This is a genomic window from Paraburkholderia sp. BL10I2N1 (assembly GCF_004361815.1).
In the GTDB taxonomy this organism is placed as follows: domain Bacteria; phylum Pseudomonadota; class Gammaproteobacteria; order Burkholderiales; family Burkholderiaceae; genus Paraburkholderia.
Genome location: NZ_SNWA01000003.1, coordinates 314,404 through 332,597 on the forward strand (window position 1 = coordinate 314,404; position 18,194 = coordinate 332,597).

General features: G+C 60.0%; 17 protein-coding genes and 2 pseudogenes. 13 read left to right on the forward strand and 6 right to left on the reverse strand.

Annotated elements, in window-relative coordinates:
- Positions 1–87: 87 nt before the first annotated feature.
- Positions 88–579 (reverse strand): annotated as a pseudogene (gene tnpA, locus B0G77_RS39385) (IS200/IS605 family transposase).
- A gap of 509 nt (positions 580–1,088) precedes the next feature.
- Complete coding sequence (locus B0G77_RS39390; protein WP_166656381.1) at positions 1,089–2,702, reverse strand: LPD7 domain-containing protein; 1,614 nt, start codon at positions 2,700–2,702, stop codon at positions 1,089–1,091.
- Between the two features lie 125 nt (positions 2,703–2,827).
- Here B0G77_RS39390 and B0G77_RS39395 point away from each other — a divergent pair, with 125 nt between their 5' ends.
- Positions 2,828–3,913: an IS630 family transposase gene (locus B0G77_RS39395; protein ID WP_133666955.1), complete on the forward strand. Its 1,086-nt coding sequence runs from the start codon at positions 2,828–2,830 to the stop codon at positions 3,911–3,913.
- Here B0G77_RS39395 and B0G77_RS39400 read toward each other — a convergent pair.
- Positions 3,881–5,203, reverse strand: coding sequence for a relaxase/mobilization nuclease domain-containing protein (locus tag B0G77_RS39400; RefSeq protein WP_243751472.1), 1,323 nt, complete (start codon positions 5,201–5,203; stop codon positions 3,881–3,883). The genes B0G77_RS39395 and B0G77_RS39400 overlap by 33 nt on opposite strands.
- A 420-nt stretch (positions 5,204–5,623) precedes the next feature.
- Here B0G77_RS39400 and B0G77_RS39405 point away from each other — a divergent pair.
- Positions 5,624–5,900: pseudogene (locus B0G77_RS39405) on the forward strand (HU family DNA-binding protein).
- 453 nt (positions 5,901–6,353) lie between these two features.
- Here B0G77_RS39405 and B0G77_RS39410 read toward each other — a convergent pair.
- On the reverse strand, positions 6,354–6,578 hold the full coding sequence (locus B0G77_RS39410) for a hypothetical protein (RefSeq protein ID WP_208116589.1): 225 nt from the start codon (positions 6,576–6,578) through the stop codon (positions 6,354–6,356).
- A 130-nt stretch (positions 6,579–6,708) separates the two neighbouring features.
- On the opposite strand from B0G77_RS39410, the gene B0G77_RS39415 reads away from it, so the two are divergent.
- The 4 genes from B0G77_RS39415 to B0G77_RS39430 all read left to right on the forward strand — a co-directional run bounded on the left by B0G77_RS39415 (position 6,709) and on the right by B0G77_RS39430 (position 8,594).
- A complete protein-coding gene (locus tag B0G77_RS39415) occupies positions 6,709–7,089 on the forward strand; it encodes a hypothetical protein (protein WP_133667282.1) in 381 nt (126 codons plus the stop codon).
- Positions 7,090–7,141: 52 nt separating this feature from the next.
- Positions 7,142–7,585, forward strand: a complete 444-nt coding sequence (locus tag B0G77_RS39420) for a hypothetical protein (RefSeq protein ID WP_133667283.1) — start codon at positions 7,142–7,144, stop codon at positions 7,583–7,585.
- Positions 7,586–7,665: 80 nt separating this feature from the next.
- Entirely contained in the window at positions 7,666–7,923 is a 258-nt protein-coding gene (locus tag B0G77_RS39425; protein ID WP_133667284.1) for a hypothetical protein, read from the forward strand.
- Positions 7,924–8,279: 356 nt separating this feature from the next.
- On the forward strand, positions 8,280–8,594 hold the full coding sequence (locus tag B0G77_RS39430; RefSeq protein ID WP_133667285.1) for a hypothetical protein: 315 nt from the start codon (positions 8,280–8,282) through the stop codon (positions 8,592–8,594).
- A 552-nt stretch (positions 8,595–9,146) separates the two neighbouring features.
- On the opposite strand, the gene B0G77_RS39435 is transcribed toward B0G77_RS39430, so the two are convergent.
- Entirely contained in the window at positions 9,147–10,052 is a 906-nt protein-coding gene (locus tag B0G77_RS39435; protein ID WP_133667286.1) for a LysR family transcriptional regulator, read from the reverse strand.
- A gap of 116 nt (positions 10,053–10,168) precedes the next feature.
- Here B0G77_RS39435 and B0G77_RS39440 point away from each other — a divergent pair, with 116 nt between their 5' ends.
- The 7 genes from B0G77_RS39440 (at position 10,169) to B0G77_RS39470 (ending at position 16,551) form a co-directional block, all read left to right on the forward strand.
- Positions 10,169–10,564 carry a DoxX family protein gene (locus B0G77_RS39440; RefSeq protein WP_243751473.1) on the forward strand — a complete coding sequence of 132 codons (396 nt, stop codon included), beginning with the start codon at positions 10,169–10,171 and terminating at the stop codon, positions 10,562–10,564.
- A gap of 45 nt (positions 10,565–10,609) precedes the next feature.
- A complete protein-coding gene (locus B0G77_RS39445) occupies positions 10,610–11,482 on the forward strand; it encodes an NmrA family NAD(P)-binding protein (RefSeq protein WP_133667287.1) in 873 nt (290 codons plus the stop codon).
- Positions 11,483–11,622: 140 nt separating this feature from the next.
- Positions 11,623–12,252 carry an SDR family oxidoreductase gene (locus tag B0G77_RS39450; protein WP_133667288.1) on the forward strand — a complete coding sequence of 210 codons (630 nt, stop codon included), beginning with the start codon at positions 11,623–11,625 and terminating at the stop codon, positions 12,250–12,252.
- Between the two features lie 91 nt (positions 12,253–12,343).
- Positions 12,344–13,426, forward strand: a complete 1,083-nt coding sequence (locus tag B0G77_RS39455; RefSeq protein ID WP_133667289.1) for an IS630 family transposase — start codon at positions 12,344–12,346, stop codon at positions 13,424–13,426.
- A 13-nt stretch (positions 13,427–13,439) separates the two neighbouring features.
- Positions 13,440–13,739 carry a hypothetical protein gene (locus tag B0G77_RS39460; RefSeq protein ID WP_133664562.1) on the forward strand — a complete coding sequence of 100 codons (300 nt, stop codon included), beginning with the start codon at positions 13,440–13,442 and terminating at the stop codon, positions 13,737–13,739.
- A gap of 260 nt (positions 13,740–13,999) precedes the next feature.
- Positions 14,000–14,641, forward strand: coding sequence for a hypothetical protein (locus tag B0G77_RS39465; protein ID WP_133667290.1), 642 nt, complete (start codon positions 14,000–14,002; stop codon positions 14,639–14,641).
- A gap of 794 nt (positions 14,642–15,435) precedes the next feature.
- Entirely contained in the window at positions 15,436–16,551 is a 1,116-nt protein-coding gene (locus B0G77_RS39470) for a hypothetical protein (protein WP_133667291.1), read from the forward strand.
- Positions 16,552–17,239: 688 nt separating this feature from the next.
- On the opposite strand, the gene B0G77_RS39475 is transcribed toward B0G77_RS39470, so the two are convergent.
- Entirely contained in the window at positions 17,240–18,151 is a 912-nt protein-coding gene (locus B0G77_RS39475; RefSeq protein WP_347814215.1) for a transposase, read from the reverse strand.
- Positions 18,152–18,194 lie beyond the last annotated feature (43 nt).

Here is an 18,194-nt window from a genome sequence, read left to right on the forward strand (position 1 = left end):
GAAGTCAAATACCACCGGCAAAGCCGGTGGCTTGAGATGGTGAGCGCCACAAAGGCGCCCATAAAACTGTGAGCCGCCCGAGGCGGCTTACTCCATGACCAGCTTCATCTGGTCATACCGCTCGTCCTCTTCTTCCTGATTGCGGATGTACGCTCGCACCATGTGCTCGTCCAACCCCACAGTGGAAACGAAGTAGCCTCGGGCCCAAAAACGGTAAATTTCGCGCTATCTGGATCGCGCTCTTGCCCTTGATGTAGCCGACCACATTCGATACCGCATACTTCGGCGGAATGCTCAGACACATGTGAACGTGATCCCCCATCAGGTGCCCTTCGACAATCTGCCGACCACATTCGATACCGCATACTTCGGCGGAATGCTCAGACACATGTGAACGTGATCCCCCATCAGGTGCCCTTCGACAATCTTCGATTCCTTGCGGGACGCCAGCTCATGAAACATTTCCCCAAGCTGCCGCCGCAACGCCCCGAAAATCCGCTTCTTCCGGCGCTTCGGGATAAACACCACGTGGTACTTGCAGTCCCATCGCGTATGGCTCAGGCTCTGATACTCTTTCATCGTGAATCTCCTTCTCTTGGCAGAGATAGGAAATTCGCGCTGACCGTCGTAAAGGTCAAACCTTGGTGAGTCCCCCGGCAAAGCCGGGGCTTACCTCACTGAGTTACCGTCGATACGGACACCGCGCCATCCCTCACAAGGGTGCCCACACCAATCCGTGAAGATACGTTGGCGAAAAACGCATCGCAGAACGATGCCGTTAAGATAAGTTTGTTTCATTAATAGCCGGATTTGCTGACGTAACTTGGCGGTTGCAATTCAGGCCAGTCACCCTGGCCCGCGGCCGTGTCGGAATTAGTCTGTGATCTATGCCCGGGCCGCAGCACGGAAGTGATCGATAAGTACTGCATACCTATCAAGGTCTATCGCTCCGGGGGTATTTCCGCTTGATCGATGGCGCTCCATTCCTCCTTCCCTCTTCGTCACATATGACTTGGATACCCCTCGTCAATTCATCATTTCAGGCGCTCGGCTACAACTGCCACATGCCCGCAGACCAGGCTGGTGGTTCATCGTTCAGTACGCGGGTCGCCGTCGGGTATCTCTGGATCAGTGGGCGGTTCTGCGTCCCGATTTCGAGTGGGTTCGCCGTTGCGGACGGTTAGTTGCGTATTATGGATGGCGTCGCGAAGTTCATCTCGCTCCCACGCGTCACGCTCACCTTGCGCGGTCCGCCGCTGCTGCGCCTCGGCGTCGAGCTCGGCAAGCCGGACCTGACGGATGCGCTCCAGCTCCGGCTGCTCGAACACGATGCGCATGCGCGTATCGGCCGCCACGCGCGCGGCGGCGGCCTGGAATGCTTCGGGACCGGACAGCGACAACGTCGTGCCAAACTTCTGCTGCGCGAAACGCAGCGCGATCTCGATTGCTTCGCGCTCGCTGTCCCACAACCGCAGCGTGCGGCCTTCATCGACGAGGAATGCCACACCTTCCTTGCGGTAGTCGACCTCGCCGCTGGCGCGCACCTCGTACGTAATCGATGGCCCGCGGTAGATGATCTCGTTGTGACCAGGCCCAACCGGTCGCTTCGCGCCCTGAGATGGCCCACTGATGTTGACAGCGCGCTCGTCGTCGGCGCCCTTCGTCCTCAGATGGAGTTGCTGCATGCGTCGTAATTCGCGCAGTGCCCGCTCATCACCGCCCTGTGCACGCTCCTGAAGAAAGCGTCGGTACTGATCCGTGATGGGCTGGCGTCCTGCATCTTTGATGGCGTCACGCTCCGTGGTGGTGCGATCGCGTAGCGCGGCCTCTGCCTCGAGGCGCGCCACACGCGCTCCCGACAGTTGCTCGCGCCGCTCGGTGGCAGTCAGATCCTTTCGATCCGCGATGGCGCTCCGTGTACGATAGAACGCCTCCTTGATCGCGCCGCGCCGGTCCTCCTCGTGCCGCGTCTGTTCATCCCAGGCGCGGCGCAGCCCGTCGCGATACGCTGCGCGCCATTGCTGGAACTCGACCCACAGATCCCGTTCGGGCATGTGGCGCGGCGCATGGCCAGGGCTCAGTCCGACCTGCGCACGGTACGTCTCGCAGAGCAGTTGCGCGGCTTCCGCCCATGGCAGATTCATTTCTTTGGTCAGAAAATCGGATACGTTCAGGTTGCGCGAGCCCGCCCTGATCCGGTCACCGCCATCCGCACCTTTGCCGATGCTGTACTTCCCGACAATCAGCCCGTGTGAGTACGCCAGTGCGGCGAGCAGGCGGCCGGCATCGAGTGTCGCGCGGATCTCAGCGAACTCCGTCCGCTCCCGTGAGCGACCGACACTGCGTGACTCCGCAAAATCACGCGCGAACTGGTCTCGAACCGTATCCGCTTCCCGGCCGGTTGCCGCCCGCGCGCGCGAATTGAACGGGTCTGTCCGAGTCTCTTCGTCGGCGTCGGACGATTCGAAAGGAAGCGATCGGATCGCATCGAACGACTGGACGTCGGCCAGGCTGCGGATTTCATCTCTTGGACCGAAATCCGCTGGCAGCCGGCCACCGCCCAATGCCAGATTCAGACCAAATGGTTCGCTCGTTTGTGCCGGGCCGCCAAACGGTCCGCCGGCGCGCGTGAACTTGTCCGCGGCTGTCGCCGCAAGCCGCGTCCGCTCCGCACTGTCCGCAGCGTCCCATGAACCATACATGCGTGCCGCGATTGCATTGAGCAGAGGGTTACTGCCAGGATCTAGTGTATCGTTCGATTCTTGGTGGAACTTAAATGAATTGTGTCGCTCCAATGCTCTACTTCGGTTTGGATTGGAGAAAACAATTGCGAGTTGCGCCGGTTGTTGTGTTGAGCGAGGAGCAGGAAGCCGAGTTGACCAAGCTCGTTCGTTCCAAGCGGACGAGCGTGCGTCTGTCGCAGCGCGCACGAATTGTTCTACTGGCCGCACAGGGCCTGCAGAACAAGGACATCGCTGAGCAACTGGGCATTGGTCGCGTGCAGGTTTCGCGCTGGCGCGAGCGCTATGTTGAGTCTGGCCTTGAAGGCATCGAACGCGACTTGCCGCGCGGCGCCCCGCCATTGAAGGTAGACGTTCAGAAGCTGGTTGAACTGACCACGCAAAGCAAGCCCATGGCAGCCACGCACTGGAGCACGCGCAAGATGGCTGCCGAGCTGGGCGTCAGCGCCAGCACCGTGATGCGGCATTGGCAAGCCAATGGGCTGAAACCGCACATCGTTCGAGGCTTCAAGGTATCGCGCGACCCAAAATTCGTTGAGAAGCTCGAAGACATCGTGGGCCTGTACATGTCTCCGCCCGAGCACGCCCTGGTGCTGTGCTGCGACGAGAAGAGCCAGGTACAGGCGCTGGACAGGACGCAGCCTGGCTTACCTCTGAAGAAGGGGCGTGCGCAGACGATGACGCACGACTACAAACGCCACGGCACGACCACGCTGTTTGCAGCGCTCAACGTGCTCGATGGGCAAGTGATCGGCCAATGCCAGCAGCGACACACTCATGCCGAGTGGCTGAAGTTCTTGCGCCAGATTGATCGCCAAACGCCCAAGGGCAAGACGCTGCACCTGATTGCCGACAACTACGCCACGCACAAGCACCCGGCGGTACAGGAGTGGCTGGCCAGGCACCCGAGGTTCAACATGCACTTCACACCGACCTCGGCGTCGTGGCTGAACATGGTCGAGCGGTTCTTCCGAGACATCTCCGAGAACCGGTTGCGCCGCGGCGTGTTCACCAGCGTGCCCGAACTCGTGACCGCCATCGGCGAATACGTCGCCCATCACAACACCGACCCCAAGCCATTCATCTGGACCAAGACCGCGCGCGACATCCTGCAGAAGGTCATTCGAGCCAACTCGCGCTTAAGTTCCAAACAGAACGGAACACTGCACTAGCTGTTCTCTTCCCGCTCGCTCGCGATCGCCAGTCCATCGCAGCTGGTCAATTCGGTCGGCTTGGTGGTTTCCCAGCTCCAGTAGTGCATCAGCCGGCAGAAGCATTTGACGTCGCGCGGCGTCGCCATCCACACCGCGGCCGGGCACACCTCGCACACGGTGTGGGGATCGGGACGACGGGCTGGATCGATTGAAGCGAGTGTCAAGGTCGTGATCCGCTCCGGGTCGCCACCGGCCCCGGCGTTCGTGTTGCGCGAGCGGCGGCTCGAGCCACCGCTGTCGTTGCCACTCTCGCCAATCTCCTGGTCCACCACTGCTTCGTCGTGTTCGCTCATCAAGTCCTCCTGCTGCGTCATGGAACCGCTGTTCGCGGTGGTCGAGAATGCGTCGCTGCTCAGTCGGCGACGCGGCCTGATATGTCTTGTAGAAGCTGCTACCGCTATTGAGATACTTGATCTCTCTCGCGCGCATATCGTTCCACTCGAAAAGCGCATCGAGATAATGCCGGGGTGTCGCGCGCGGGATACCCGTCTCGATGTACTCTGCATGGACGTTGCGACCGAGTGCCTCACGCTTGCCGTCGGCATCGAGTTCGATGAATTCTCGCGAGAACACGAATTCCTTCAGGTTCACACCCTTCGCCGCGCCTGCTGGCTTGACGTTTTCATATTCGCTGTCGCGGCCAGCGTTGCGTGTGCGGGTCTCGCCGAATTCGGCAATCAGCGCCTTGAAATCCTCGTAACGGATGACGTCGCGTGAAATCAGTGCCTCGAGGATCGCGGCCTTCAGCTCGCGGTTCATCGGCTCAAACACGTCACCCTTGTACCGGCTGATCATTTCCGACGCATCGGTGAACTGCACGCGCCGGTTGTCTTTCGGGCTCGCCAGCCCATATTTGGCGTTGATGTGCTCCTGAAACGCTTCGAGGAACCGGTGATGCCGGTCGACCTTGCCAAACGGCTCCAGCCGCCGTCCCGTGAACAGGTTCACCTCGGGGATCACCACGTGAAGATGGACCTTGCGCTCGACAAGCTCGCCACTGCGGCGGTCAGCGTAGCTCTTGAGCCGTGGGACATGCGCCTCAGCATAGAAGTTGTATTCGTCCGGCCGGTAGGCAGCAAACGCGAACGCCTCAAACTCACGCACGATCTCCGTGAGCACCTCGCGCGAGACCTCGTCCTCCTTGAACGACAGCGTGACGTTGATGTAGCGCTCCGCCTGCGTGTCCATCGACTGGATGATGTCGTTGGTCAACGCCAGATCACCCGCCAGAATCACCCGTTCATCCATCTCGTCGCGCTCGAACTCACGGTCCTGCTTCTGGCCCTTCTCCAGATAGGCCTTGATGCCGTCGTTGGATAACCCTGCGCCTTCGTGGCGGCGCTACGTCGGTCAAGCAAGCCACCGGAACCAGTCCAACCCACCCACCTGTCCGGAAACCTCGGTCTACCCACGACGCTCAAGCTCCTTCACGAAGCGCTGCGCACCCGATGGGTCCGCTCAGGTGAGCACAAGGGGGTCCATTTCTATGAGCGTCGAGGCCTGCAAAGTTCTTTGGCGACGCCAATCGCTGGACATCGGGTCTACAGAAGACCGGAGCCGACATTGGCGGCAGGTATCGCGAAGCGCGGTAGCGGCGTGCCGATTGCGCGAAGGCGCGCCGATCGGGTAGGGTGACGACATCTTCACAACCAGAACAGGGACCAAACCATGAACAAGCAGGAACTGGTGGATGCGGTCGCCGCGAAGACCGGCGACAGCAAGGCCGCGACGGGCGAGGCGATTGACGCGGTGATCGTGGCATCACCGGTGAGCTGACGAAGGGAAAGACGGTGCAGCTGATCGGATTTGGTTCGTTTTCGACGGGCGCGCGCGCCGCGCGGGTCGGCCGGAACCCGGCGACCGGCGCCGAGATCCAGATCCCCGCCGCGAAGACGGCAAATTCACTGCGGGCAAGGCATTCAAGGATGCGGTGAACGGCGGCTGAGACCGGGCGCATCCGGTCGGCCGGGTTCGCGTGCCGCCGGCACTCTTCCCAGGCGGGTCGCTGCGCAAGTTTCTCGAGAATGGCGAACGAACACATCGGGCGAGGTGTTGGACCTCACGGTGTCGCCCGGGCAGCAACCGTGGTGATACTCGCGATGATGTGCCGCAGTTCCGTAGCAGCGTAACTTCAGGTGATAGAACCTTGGTTTGCCATCTCTGATGAGGCCGAACGGGCGACGGCCTGCATTGGACGAGGCGCCCCCAACCTTACCGACCGAGTAAACGTAACGCTGCTACTACGACTTATCAGGATTGGGAGGCCGCAAAAAAACGGCCCGCGTGCCGCGGACCCGGTTCTGGCGGGGCACAGACGGGCGGCCAGCCCTGCCGCCAGCCCCGCCTCTGCCCCGTTTGTGGTCGCGTGCCGTGAACACGGACCACATCTACATGATAGTCACGGCGCCGGCGACGATGAACTTTTCGCCCGCGGCACCGCCACGGACTTCGGCGACCGCTGGGCGCTGCGTGACGCCAGGATCTGCCGGATGGTGGCCAGCGACTGCTCGGCCGTCACACTCGCCACCTGCCCGCGCGGCGCGGTGAACCGCGGCGCCGTCACGCCGAGCATCCGGCACAGCGTGGACAGGTACGGCTTGGTTGCGCGCCAAGCGAGCGGCATCCGGAACCCCGCCCTCACGATGCGACGTCCCGCGAAGCCGGTTGGCCAAGCCCGATTTACGTTATCGAAAACCGATTTGACGAATCTGAAAAACGTCACGATACTGGCCAGTCAATCCGTGAGGGGTGTCATGAGCAAATCGGGTGATCTGTTCGAACAGGAGTTCGAGACATGGACGCCGGTGCAGGCGAAGTCGTTTTTTCGTGCCGGGATGGTGGACGACTTTTTCGTCACCAACATCAACGACGTGTATTGGGTGCTCACTCTGAAGGTCGTCGGTCGCGAAGGGCGCCAGATGTTCGTCCAGATGCGCGGTGCGCGTGAGGTCGACAGGTCGAAAGTCCGGCAGTTCAGGACGCTCGATGCTGCTGTGCGGGCGGCGGGCGAGATCGGCTTCGACGTCAGATCGATCGGAATCGCGAGGCTCGGCCACAAATCGCTGGAGCGTGGCGTAAAGGCGTTTGCCAACACTGCGCGGGAACTCCGTCAGATGCTGCCGAAGGCGGACTGAGCGCCGGCCGATCTTATCGCTCTCCTTGATGTCCTGACAGGAATTGGAGCAGGTGGACTACCGAAAGCGGACAGGCATTACGTTTGGCCCGATCGAGGCGTATGCGCGAAGGCACCTTCGCACTGCGGCCGTGGTCGACACTTCGATCAGGATATCGCTGCAGGAGACCGGCACCGACAATGCCGCGCGCTCGCCTCTTCTCAGACTGGTCGAAAACGCACCACTGTCCCTCGGCGATTTGCGAGACCTGCTGCCGTCGCTCGGATCGCATGTCTGGCAATTCAGTGAGATAGCGGGTTCACTGGGCTACCAGTTGATGACTGTATCAGACGGAATCGAGGTCACGCTCTCCGTCGCGGGCGCTGATTTTTCGCTCTCAACGATCGAAATCGAAGGCATGTTGCGGGGGGGGGGGGGCGGCAGCTCGTCTCGTTGTGACGTTGTCATACGAAGCGTGAGTACAAAAATTGTCGAACGATTGACACGAACGTTCTAGGCGGCAGACTGACTGCCAATTCCCTTAAACAAGAATGGTGCAAAATCGACGCAAATGAATTAAACCGCCTAGCAGCGATCGTGACCCTTTCCGATCCTGAAGGCGAGCTTCCGGAAAATCTGGACGCGTTCGATCCGATCAACAACCGGGACGATCTGCTGAAGCTTCTCATTGCAACGCAGATTTCGTTCGGTCGCGATACTGACAGCGTCACAGCCTATGGGCCGATAGACGCAGCGGCAACGGTCCAGATCAGCAATGGCAATGAGCTTGATGCGGCTGCGCTCGCGGCGGTCAGGCTTGCGGCGAGCTGGGTTCCCCAAGAAGCAAAGAAGTAAAATCAGAGCGTCGTGCCCGCGGATTTGACAGGCACACAACGCACGACGCGCAAGTTCAAAACGAAAACCTCGCCGGAACCGAAAAATGTTGTCGAAAACCACTCGGACATGCGCGGCCCTCCTAATGGGTGTCGTGATCGCCGGCTGTAGTAGCAAGTCTGACCCAACGAAGGAAAACTTCGCGATCGCGGTGCAGACGTACCTGGATAAATTTGACGCCGCGTGCGTTGTTAGCGGGGCCGTCCCGTTCGAATCTCCCTGACTACCACAACTATCCGCAGAAACAGGCGGACGCACTCGTGAAGGTTGGACTTCTTGCGAAACAGCCAGCGCGCGTAAAGGATGGAGTCCAAACTGTGTCGGGTTCCCGCTATTCGCTGACGGACGAAGGCAGGAAGGCGTACAGAACGATGAGCCCAGCCGAGAATTCCCGCCTGTGTGGCGGAAAGTCGAAGGTGGTCGAAATCACCTCTGCTATCGCGCCTGACAAGGTCGAGATCGGTACATCTATCGAGGTCAGGTACACCGGAAAAGTGGTCGATCGTCCGGGCTGGGATGACGAGGCGGTGTTGCGACCATTTTTCCCCGAACTCCTCTCAACGACCAACGATCAGTTCAACAACTACAATATCGTCACGTTGACCAAGGACGGCTGGACGGTCACGCATTAGCCAATCCCTTGCGCGACGCTTCAGGGCTGCCCGGCAAATCATGGGGTGACAGTTTCGTAGCGTTGCGCCGCTAGTCGTCGGTTTCAGCTCGCGCGTCCACTTGCGCGCGCGATGGCTGACCGTGTCTGCTGGGCAGACAGGTCCGCCTGTAGCATCGCCCACTTCGCGAGCAGCGTCGGATCAGCCGCGAGGAACAGCGGCCGAGTTGCGTAGAGCGCATTAAATCTGTCAACACAGATTCGCGGACGCGGAAGGGTTAGCTCGTTTGAATTGACAGTATTATTTCCAGTCCAAGCGAAATAAAAACGTCAATTCGTCTTCGCCCGCATTAAACGTGTCACTTCGCATCGCCAGATGCGGGAAAGCCGTGGTAGCGGAAGGCACCGGAGTCGAAGCGGAGCGAATTCCATCGGGGGCAGTTACGGGAAATGTTGCGGCTCGCCGCAGTCCTCGAGCGAAGGTCCGTCATCGACCCATTGCAGCCTCCGACGAGTGGCAGCTTCGGAGCAGTCAATTTTAGGGCACTCTCGATCAACGTTTATTCACCACCACTCATTCCAGATACGGCGTCAGCACAACTTCGATCCATTTCATGAATGCGCCGACTCGGCGCGACAGATTGCTCCGATGTGCTACGACGAGGGACACGGCGAGCGCCCGGCGACGAGAGTCGGGAATAACCTCCACAAGCGCCCCACTTTCTAAGTACCGGCCAATCCCCAGGAGTGGCGCCTGAATCAGGCCGAGGCCGGCGAGTGCAGCGGCTTCGTAGATCTGCGCGTTGTTGACGTGTAGCGTACCCGGCAACTGAAGCGTCGCGTAGCTGTCGCCGTTCGGATATTCCCATCCATAAGGTCTTGAGCCGAGCATCGTCGAAAAATGAATTGCCCGATGTTCCTGACGCTGGAGATCCTCTAGTGATCGAGGGACGCCATGGCGCGCCAGATAGGCGGGACTGGCAGCGTTAACCATGCGCAGCAGGCCCAGTGGGCGGGCAATCAGCGTCTCGTCCCGTATCGGTCCAAGCCGCAATACACAGTCGAATCCCTCTTGAACCAGATCGACTTGCCGATCCGTACTCGACATCTCCAGCTCCAACTCGGGGTGAGTCGCCATGAACTCCGGCAAGGCTGGCACGATCGTGGTGCGCGCCACTTCGGACGGAAGATCCACCCTTAGGCGCCCGCGAAGTGCCACGTGCTCGCCTGCGAACATCGAGTGCAGGTCATCGACTTCAGCAAGCAGATCGCGGGCGCGCGCATGAAACGCACGTCCGTCCTCTGTCAACTGCACGCTTCGCGTCGTCCGGTGCAGGAGTCTGACACCGACATCTTCTTCCAGCTTCCGGACAGCCGTTGAGACCCTCCCCTTTTGGATGCCCAAGCTGTCGGCCGCGCGGGTGAAGCTCCCCATTTCCGCGACCGTTACGAATATGAGGAGGGGTTCGAGATTCTGCATTTTCGCGCCTCGGTATTGTTCACCACAGAGATAACAGTTAGTTCATTTTATCGGCCTTTATCATAACCGAGAAACACAATAAGCTTCGAAATTGAGACCACATCGGAGAACAACAAGTGATTGAAATTATGACCTTGCATCGCGCCCTATGGGCCGGCCGGGTAATAAGCGCGTTTGTCGTTATCGCTCTGGTGGCAGACGGGATGATTCAGCTTTTTGTGCCAGCGGAGATCGCGAGCATGTTGCAGGAAACCGGGTTCGCGATGGACGTTACCCGTGTCATGGGTCCGATCGTCCTTGCCTGCGCCATCCTTTACGCCATCCCGGCTACCGCCGTCCTCGGCGCGATCCTGGTGACGGGCTATTTGGGAGGTGCCATCTGCGCCCATGTCCGCATTGGTGAGTTGGGATCGCCGCCAGAAATCATTTCGCTGGTTCTGGGCGCGTTGACATGGGGTGGCCTCTACGCGCGCAACTCCCGTGTCCGAGCCATTCTGCCGCTCATTCGTTAAGCCAACCGGGGCAGTCCTCTGTCCCTCAATATCCGGAGAAAGCATATGTTTTTAGTAACGGGAATCACGGGAAAAGTGGGCGGCGCAACGGCAGAACATCTGTTGGCGCACGGCAAGAAAGTACGCGCGCTGGTCCGCAATCGCGAGAAGGCGGCTCACTGGGAGAACCTGGGTGTGGAACTGGTAGACGGCGATTGGAATGATTCGGCAGCCATCGAGCACGCGCTCAAAGGCGTCGAAGGCGCGTTCGTCATGTTGCCGGCTGTCTGGGCGCCCTCGCCCGATTTCAAAGAAGCCAGGGGCGTGATTGCAAACTATGTCGAGGCGCTCACCAGGGCATCGCCGCCGCGAGTGGTTGCGCTTTCGTCGATGGGGGCGAACAGAACCAGCGGGCTGGGGATGATCACGGCGCTGTCGCTTCTGGAGCAAGGATTTCGCGACCTGACATTGCCGATCGCTTATGTGCGCGCCGGCGGATTTTTCGAAAACTTCCTCTACGGCTTGCATGTTGCCCAAGATGGCACGCTCCCCGTCTACTACAACCCGACCGATCGGAAATCGACCATGGTCGCGACCAACGACATCGGCGCCGAAGTCGCAGCGATTCTGACCGGGCCGGCATGGTCGGGGCATCGCGCCATCGAGCTCGGCTCGATGGTCAGTGCGGATGAAGTAGCGACGCAATTGGGTGAAGTCCTGAAGGTCGACGTCAACGCTTTTGCTGTACCGCGGGGCGGGTGGCCGGCAGCGTTCGAGCAGCTCGGCGTTCCGAAGGGCCAGACGGGACCGGCCGAAGCGATGTATGACGCCGTCAACTCAGGCTGGATGGACCTCGGCGTCGAGGGTACGGAGCACGTCCCGGGCGCGACGTCTGCCCGCGATGTCTTCGCGGCGGCCCTGAAGGCCGCTACAGAATAGGTCAGCGGATCAGCGATGGGATACGACTTTGGAAATCTACTCCGGAAATTCTTACCCCATCGTGATTCTGGCAGAGCAACCAAAAGAGCCCATTTCCTTATGAAATGCGGCGTTCATACCAACAACTATCGAGATCGACTATGAAGGTTCTTGTTTTGGGTGCAACGGGCGGAACCGGACGGCTGATCGTCCACGACGCCTTGGAGAAGGGTCATTCCGTAGTCGCGTTGGTTCGCTCGAAGGCGCGCGCGCCCGACTTCCCAGGCGCAGACCTCATTGAGGGGGATGCCTGCGACGAAGGCGCCCTGATGCGCGCCTTGAAAGGCTGCGATGCCGTCGTCAGCTCGCTGGGCACGGGCGTTAGCCCTTTCAGCGAAGTCAGCGTTCTGACCGAAGCGACACGCGCGCTCCTCCCGGCGATGGCCCGCAGCGGCGTGCGCCGTCTAATCTGCATCTCCGCGCTGGGGGTAGGAGACAGCCGTGGCCGCGGCGGCTTCGTATTCGACCGGCTATTCCAGCCCTTGCTGCTTCGCCATGCCTACAAAGACAAGGGGCGTCAGGAAGCCGCGATCCGCGCCAGCTCACTCGATTGGGTCATAGTCCGGCCCGCGATGCTCACCAACGACCCAGCTCGCGGAAGCGTCAGGGCCATCGTTGACCTCGCCGGGCTCAACGGCGGGAAGATTGCACGCACCGATGTCGCTCGGTTCGTTGTGGAGCAACTGGCGACTAACATCTGGTTGAAGCGGACCCCCGTTCTCCTATGGTGAGGACGAGTCTCGTGGATCACGTTCTTCAACCACCTAGTACAACATCCCGTAAATAGGTTGAATAATTAACTGCCTCGGATATCATGTCTGAATGAGTCGAGGCCGCCATGCAACGCCAGTGAAGCTGGCGAATAAAGAACGACAGGAACTGCTATCGCTGATTGAGCGGAAGACGGCTGCGCAGCGAGATGTGATGCGGGCGCGTATCGCGTTGTGGGCCCACGAGGGTCACTCCAATACGGTGATTGCGCGGGAACTGGGTGTCTCGGTGCAAACGGTTTGCCTGTGGCGCAAGCGCATTGCCCGGCAAGGTGTCCAGGGTATTCGCGAGGGCGAGCGCAGTGGCCGTCCGCCACGCATCACGCACGAAGCGCGACTGCAGTTGATTGCGCTGGCGTGTGAAGCGCAGGACCCTGAGGGACGGGTCACGCCGACCCTCGACGAGATTGCGGCGCGTGCCGTGGAGCGTGGCGTCGTCGAGCAGATCAGCCGCAGTCATGTGCAGCGCATTCTGCAGGCCGGCGACGTACGCCCGCACCGGGTCCGGCAATGGCTGCACAGTCCAGACCCGGCCTTTCGCGAGAAGGTCAACGTGATTTGCAAGCTGTACCGCAAGGCGCCGCGAAACGCGGTAGTGCTCAGCATCGACGAGAAGACCGGCATTCAGGCCATTGAGCGCAAGCACCCAGGACGGGCACCCGCGCCAGGACGGCTGCGGCGCCGTGAATTCGAATATATCCGTCACGGCACCCAGGCGTTGATTGCTGCGCTCGATGTGCATACCGGAAAGGTGCTGGCAGAGTGCCGCGAGCGGCGCACCCAGGACGATCTGGTAGCCTTCATGGAACGCGTGGCAGCCGCGTACCCGGACAAACAGGTGCACGTGGTTTGGGACAATCTGAACACGCATCGCGCCCAGGCCGTCTGGCAGGCGTTCAATGTGCGGCATGGCAAGCGGTTTCATTTCCACTTCACGCCGTTGCACGCAAGCTGGGTCAATCAGATCGAACTCTGGTTTGCCCGTTATACGCGCCGGGTGCTGCGCCATGCCAGCCACACCAGCACCGCGCACCTGCGCGAGCGCACCGGGCAGTTCGTCGGCGAGCACAATCAGGCCGCACGCCCCTTCAAATGGAGTTTCCGGGGCTATCCGCTGCAAAGCGGTGCATCGTAATCGAGGAACGCAGATGCCAGCTGTACCCGCCAAACACCACGCTGCTGAACTGCAGCGTCAACTGCGCAGCCTGCTCGGCCATGAGCAGATTGTCACGCAAGCCTACGGGCGCCACTTGCTGATCAAACGTCTGGACGATGAGGAGCCAACCGTCGTGGCGCGCCTCACCGAGCTCGGCCGCAATCGATATGGCGCCGCCTTTCGCAGCCATAGTGGGCGTTGGGAACCGCTGCCGGGCACGGGTTCGCTCGACGAAATGGCCGACGTGGTCGTCACGCTCCTGCAGCCTTATTTGCAGCCCGATAATTATTAAACGTATTTGCGGGATGTTGTACTAGTAGTCAGGCATACGAGAGGTCACGAATGAACAGATTGGAAGGCAAGATTGCGCTCATCTCGGGAGGCACAACCGGGATGGGGCGGCGATCGCGAAGCGATTCCAGACGGAAGGGGCCACGGTGATCGCCACGGGCGCCAACCCGGAAACACCGCTCCTGATCACCGCCGTCGGCATGCAGGCCCGCGCGATAACGCTGATTAGCCCTCCTTTCCAGCAATGAGCGCCAAGGGCACATGAAGCGAATCCACGCCTGCTTCGTCTTATTGATGGTAAGCCTGATAGGCGTAAGCCAAGCCAGGGCGTCTGCTTCGATACCACAAGCCAGTACCACCGACTATCAGGCGATCGAGACACTACTGGCAAGCTATACGCGTTTCGTTACGGAACACGATGAGGCTGGCTTCCGCGCTCTGCTGCTGGACGAGAAAATCCCCTTCGCGGATGTTGAAGAATCGGCGACATCGAACAATCCACCCGACCTGCGCCAATACGAAGGCTTTCGGCAATCTGTCTTCGCCAGTGGCCAGCGGTTTCGACAAAGGTTCTATAACGTTCGCATCGAACAACACGGCGCGTTGGCGCAGGTCTCGCTCGACTTCGTGACGGAACAGGGTTCCGGAAAGCGAGGATCTGCGGCGGGCTGGAAGGTATTGCAACTGGTGAAGGTTGCTGGACGCTGGAAGATCGCCAGCGAGCTCTGCACGTTCTCGCGCACACCAACAGGCGGGCAACGGAATCTTGGGAATGGCTCGGCCACAACGCTGCCCCTCGCGCGCATACCGCCGGTAGAAACCGGTGGCAGCGCCAAACAGCATTCGCGAGCGTTCTGGATTTGGATTCGCCCAAATGACGGCGACCGTCACGCCACCTCATGATTCATCAAACGTGCCCCGGCGTCACGGCGCGCTGGGTCAGAGGAGAGGACTATGCCTTTCATCCGCGCCAGCATAACAACCGCGGTGTGCCGCAGCGTCCGTCGCGATGGCTTGACAGGGCGTCTGTCCTCTTAGTCGTGAATCCCGCTCATCCTGACAGCATGCGAGTGCAGGCTCTGCCGACATTGATGGGTGTGTCGGAAGACGACTCGTTTTCAGTTGTTCTCGAAGGTCCGCTTTGCGGCGTCAATTTGAAGCAGTCGACGGGCAGGTATTGGCCGGTTGCTGCCTTTCGCAGCATAGGTCAGAGCATCTCGAAACGAGGGGAGTGACGTGTCCCCGCGCTCTTCGTCCGAAGTGACATCTTTAATTCGCGTCCGGCAAACCAATACCCAGTAAGGCTTGACGGCGATCCGGGCGCTGCGGTTCAGCGAATTGACGTTTTTATTGTCGCAACGTTGACATCTTTAATGCGCTCTACGGTTGGCAAGGCGGCGCATCTGGCGCCGGTCGCAAAGGTGCACCATCCGACATCAAGGTCGACGACAAAGGCTTGATTTGGGCAACCGACGACCGTAACGGGACGTTGCTCGTCATAGCGCAACAACGGCAGTCGCCTGCGAGAAGCTCACGGTAATCGGGGCGAAGCCCGCGAGGCGATTTCGCGCGAGAGCGTGTGACATGGTCACCGGCGATGGTGGAAGCCACTTCCCCGTGCTGCGGCTGGCTTTTCAGCGGCGTCGACTGTGCTAAATTGTCTCGCTCAACGTCGCGAGGGATAGGCTGTGAATTGGATGACCCGCTTGTTAAAGAATGCGCGAACGGAGCCGGAGGCACCCAAGCCATTGAGTGAAGCAGCTGTTCACGGTACGCAAGAGACAGCGGCAACGACCGCGCTGATGCGGGCTATGGAATCGACGGTGCATCAGCGTCATTCCGACGGGCTGGCGACCTACCGGCGCCTCACGGCCGAATTGGCGACACATCAGGCAAACGCCGCACTCTTCGCAACCTGGCGCCGCCAGATTTCTGAGCAGAGGGAGTTATTACGGGCGCTAGAGCCGGAGGCCGAGCTTATGGCCTATCTCCTCAACCGTTATGCGATGGTGGACGGCCGCTACTATCGAACCCTGAGTGCATTAGAGCAGACCGAACTGCTGAGGACGGAGCTTCCCGAGGAATCAGCCGGGGTTGCTTGCGACAGGCAAGAGCCGGCGGTGCCGCTGGACCTTCTCGACAGCTCGTTGCGGACCGACTCCCAAGCCAGCGAAGCAGGCAATTTGAGCACTGAGGAGCTTGAACGGGCGAACGCGCAGTTGGCTGAGCAATGTGCCGCTGTAACAGCCGGCATGCAAGCGGACGAAAGCGCGGAGGAGCTCGAGCGGGAAGTTACGGCGCTTCAGCACTCGGTCGAATCGAAGCAGTCGGAGACCCAGGCGCTGAAGTCAATGTTCCTCAAGTATGGTGCTGTGCGCGGTATCTGGCTCAGCAAGATGTCCGAGCGGGAGCGCCGAGACGTCTTTTTGAAAGGCGCGCGGGACCTAGCACGGGCGAAGCTAGAACAAGCGCGCGCGGCGGAGCGCGAGGCGCAGGCGAAATCGTTGAAACCAGCAGGGAGTGAATTGCCACCCGCAGTGCAGGAAAACGGCAAGGCGTACCTTCGAACTCGTCCAAAGGCAGGTTGGCGGGCAAAAGCGTCGGGGGACATGATTGAAAGCAAGCCCGTCGATAGCCTATTTGCAAGCTGGAGCGACGCGCAGGGGCGAGTCTCTCCGCAGCACGTGGCGGACAAGCTAGAGATTAAGCGTCGCGCAGCCAAGAAAATTCTTCAGGATGCAGCTCAGCGGGGAGTACTCGTCGCGCTGCCAAATGGCTGGTACGAGGTCGCTTCTCGCCAGCCGCGCCCGTAGGTCTTATTCGCAACTCGGCAGCCTATTCGCGCGATAAACACAAGGTCTATCTCCTCAACCGTTATGCGATGGCAGAGGGATTCGCGCCTCCGGTCTAGCGCCTCAAACGACCATCCATAGATGCTCGTGAGAAACAAAACGCTCATCGGGACGTAACCCGGTGAAATGGATATAACGGCGGCAGACTTGATAACTGCGCCGCGTAGTTTCTCCGCGAACGCCGGGCCCGGCACGGGTTTGGATTGCTCTCAAGAAACCCAGCGGAAAAGGTTGGTTTTCATGGAGTCTGCGCGTTTGGCTGGAGCTGGAATCCGAGGGCGGAAGCACGTCGCCTGAGGGCAGCGATGCTGCGTTGTCGCTGCACTCAGCCGCCCCAGTGGCCGAACCTCGCGAGTCGCCACTCCGACCGGCCATCGGCGGTGACACTTTTACTTCGCGTCTTCCAAACCGTTGCCCGGCAAGGTTCGCCGGGTCTGCAGACACCACTGCTCGGGAGTTGACACAATTATTTTCGCAACGGCGCCACTCTTAGTACGGTTTACGGCGCCCGATCAGAAGTTTCGAGTGTCTCTACGCGACCGAGGCTGTGTGGAAACGTTCCGCGTGTAGCGGCGAGAAGCTGGGGTAAAGCGCGATCGAAGGAAACAACTTCGCAGCTTTTTAATTGGTGGCGCGGCACCGGGCGTTCTTACGCCCTCATCGCCTCGATCAATGCCTTCGTACCCAGGATATTCATCGCTCGCTTGAGGTTGTAGGCTAGTACGTGAAGGCTCATCTCGGTTCGAACACGTGGCAGCGTCTTTGTCAGAAAGTGCACAGAGCCCATCCAGAACTTGAGCGTTCCGAAGAACGGATGCTCGACGGTCTGGCGTCTCAGTCTCGCGGCGTCTGGCGTCTGATCGAGTCGGCGCTGCATTTTTTCAAGCACCTTCTCGTGCTCCCACCGCGTGACTCTTCGGTATGGACTCGGCGTGCACTGCGGTTTCAGTTGGCATTTCGGACACGCTGACGGCCAGTACTTATGAATCGTCAGGCCGGCCTCAACGGTCGTGAAGCGCCGGATGGCTCGCTCTCCAGCTGGGCAACGATACTCGTCGTCGGACTCGATGTAGACGAAGTCCCGTTTATCAAAGCGACCCTCAGCCTTGCTGTTTGAGGTAAGCGGCTTCGGGACCAGCGTCTTGATTCCGTCCTGCTCGCATCGCAGAATTTCCTCACTCTTGAAGTATCCACGATCAGCAAATGCAGTTAGCTGATTTTCACCAATCGCATCTCGCGCCAGTTTGGCCATCGCGGCTAACTGGGAACGATCGTGGCCGACATTGACGACCTCATGCGCAACGATCATGTGGTTCTTGAGATCTACAGCAGTCTGCACGTTATAGCCGACCATTCCTGTGCCACGACCGCTGGCAGCCTCGACCCATTCCAGCCGCAGGGACGTGAACCGGACAGTGGTAGTTTGCTGCAAAGAGCGGTCATCCGTATCGACGTGCGAGGAAGCGAGTGTTCTCCGTAGCCGGACGGTTGCGCTGTGTCCGATCGAAACAATGGCCAATGCCCGGCAGGCAGACTGCTCTGTTTGAACCAACGCGGGCAAGTATTGGTCGACGTAGATTCTAAAAAAAACAACAGAATGGCGG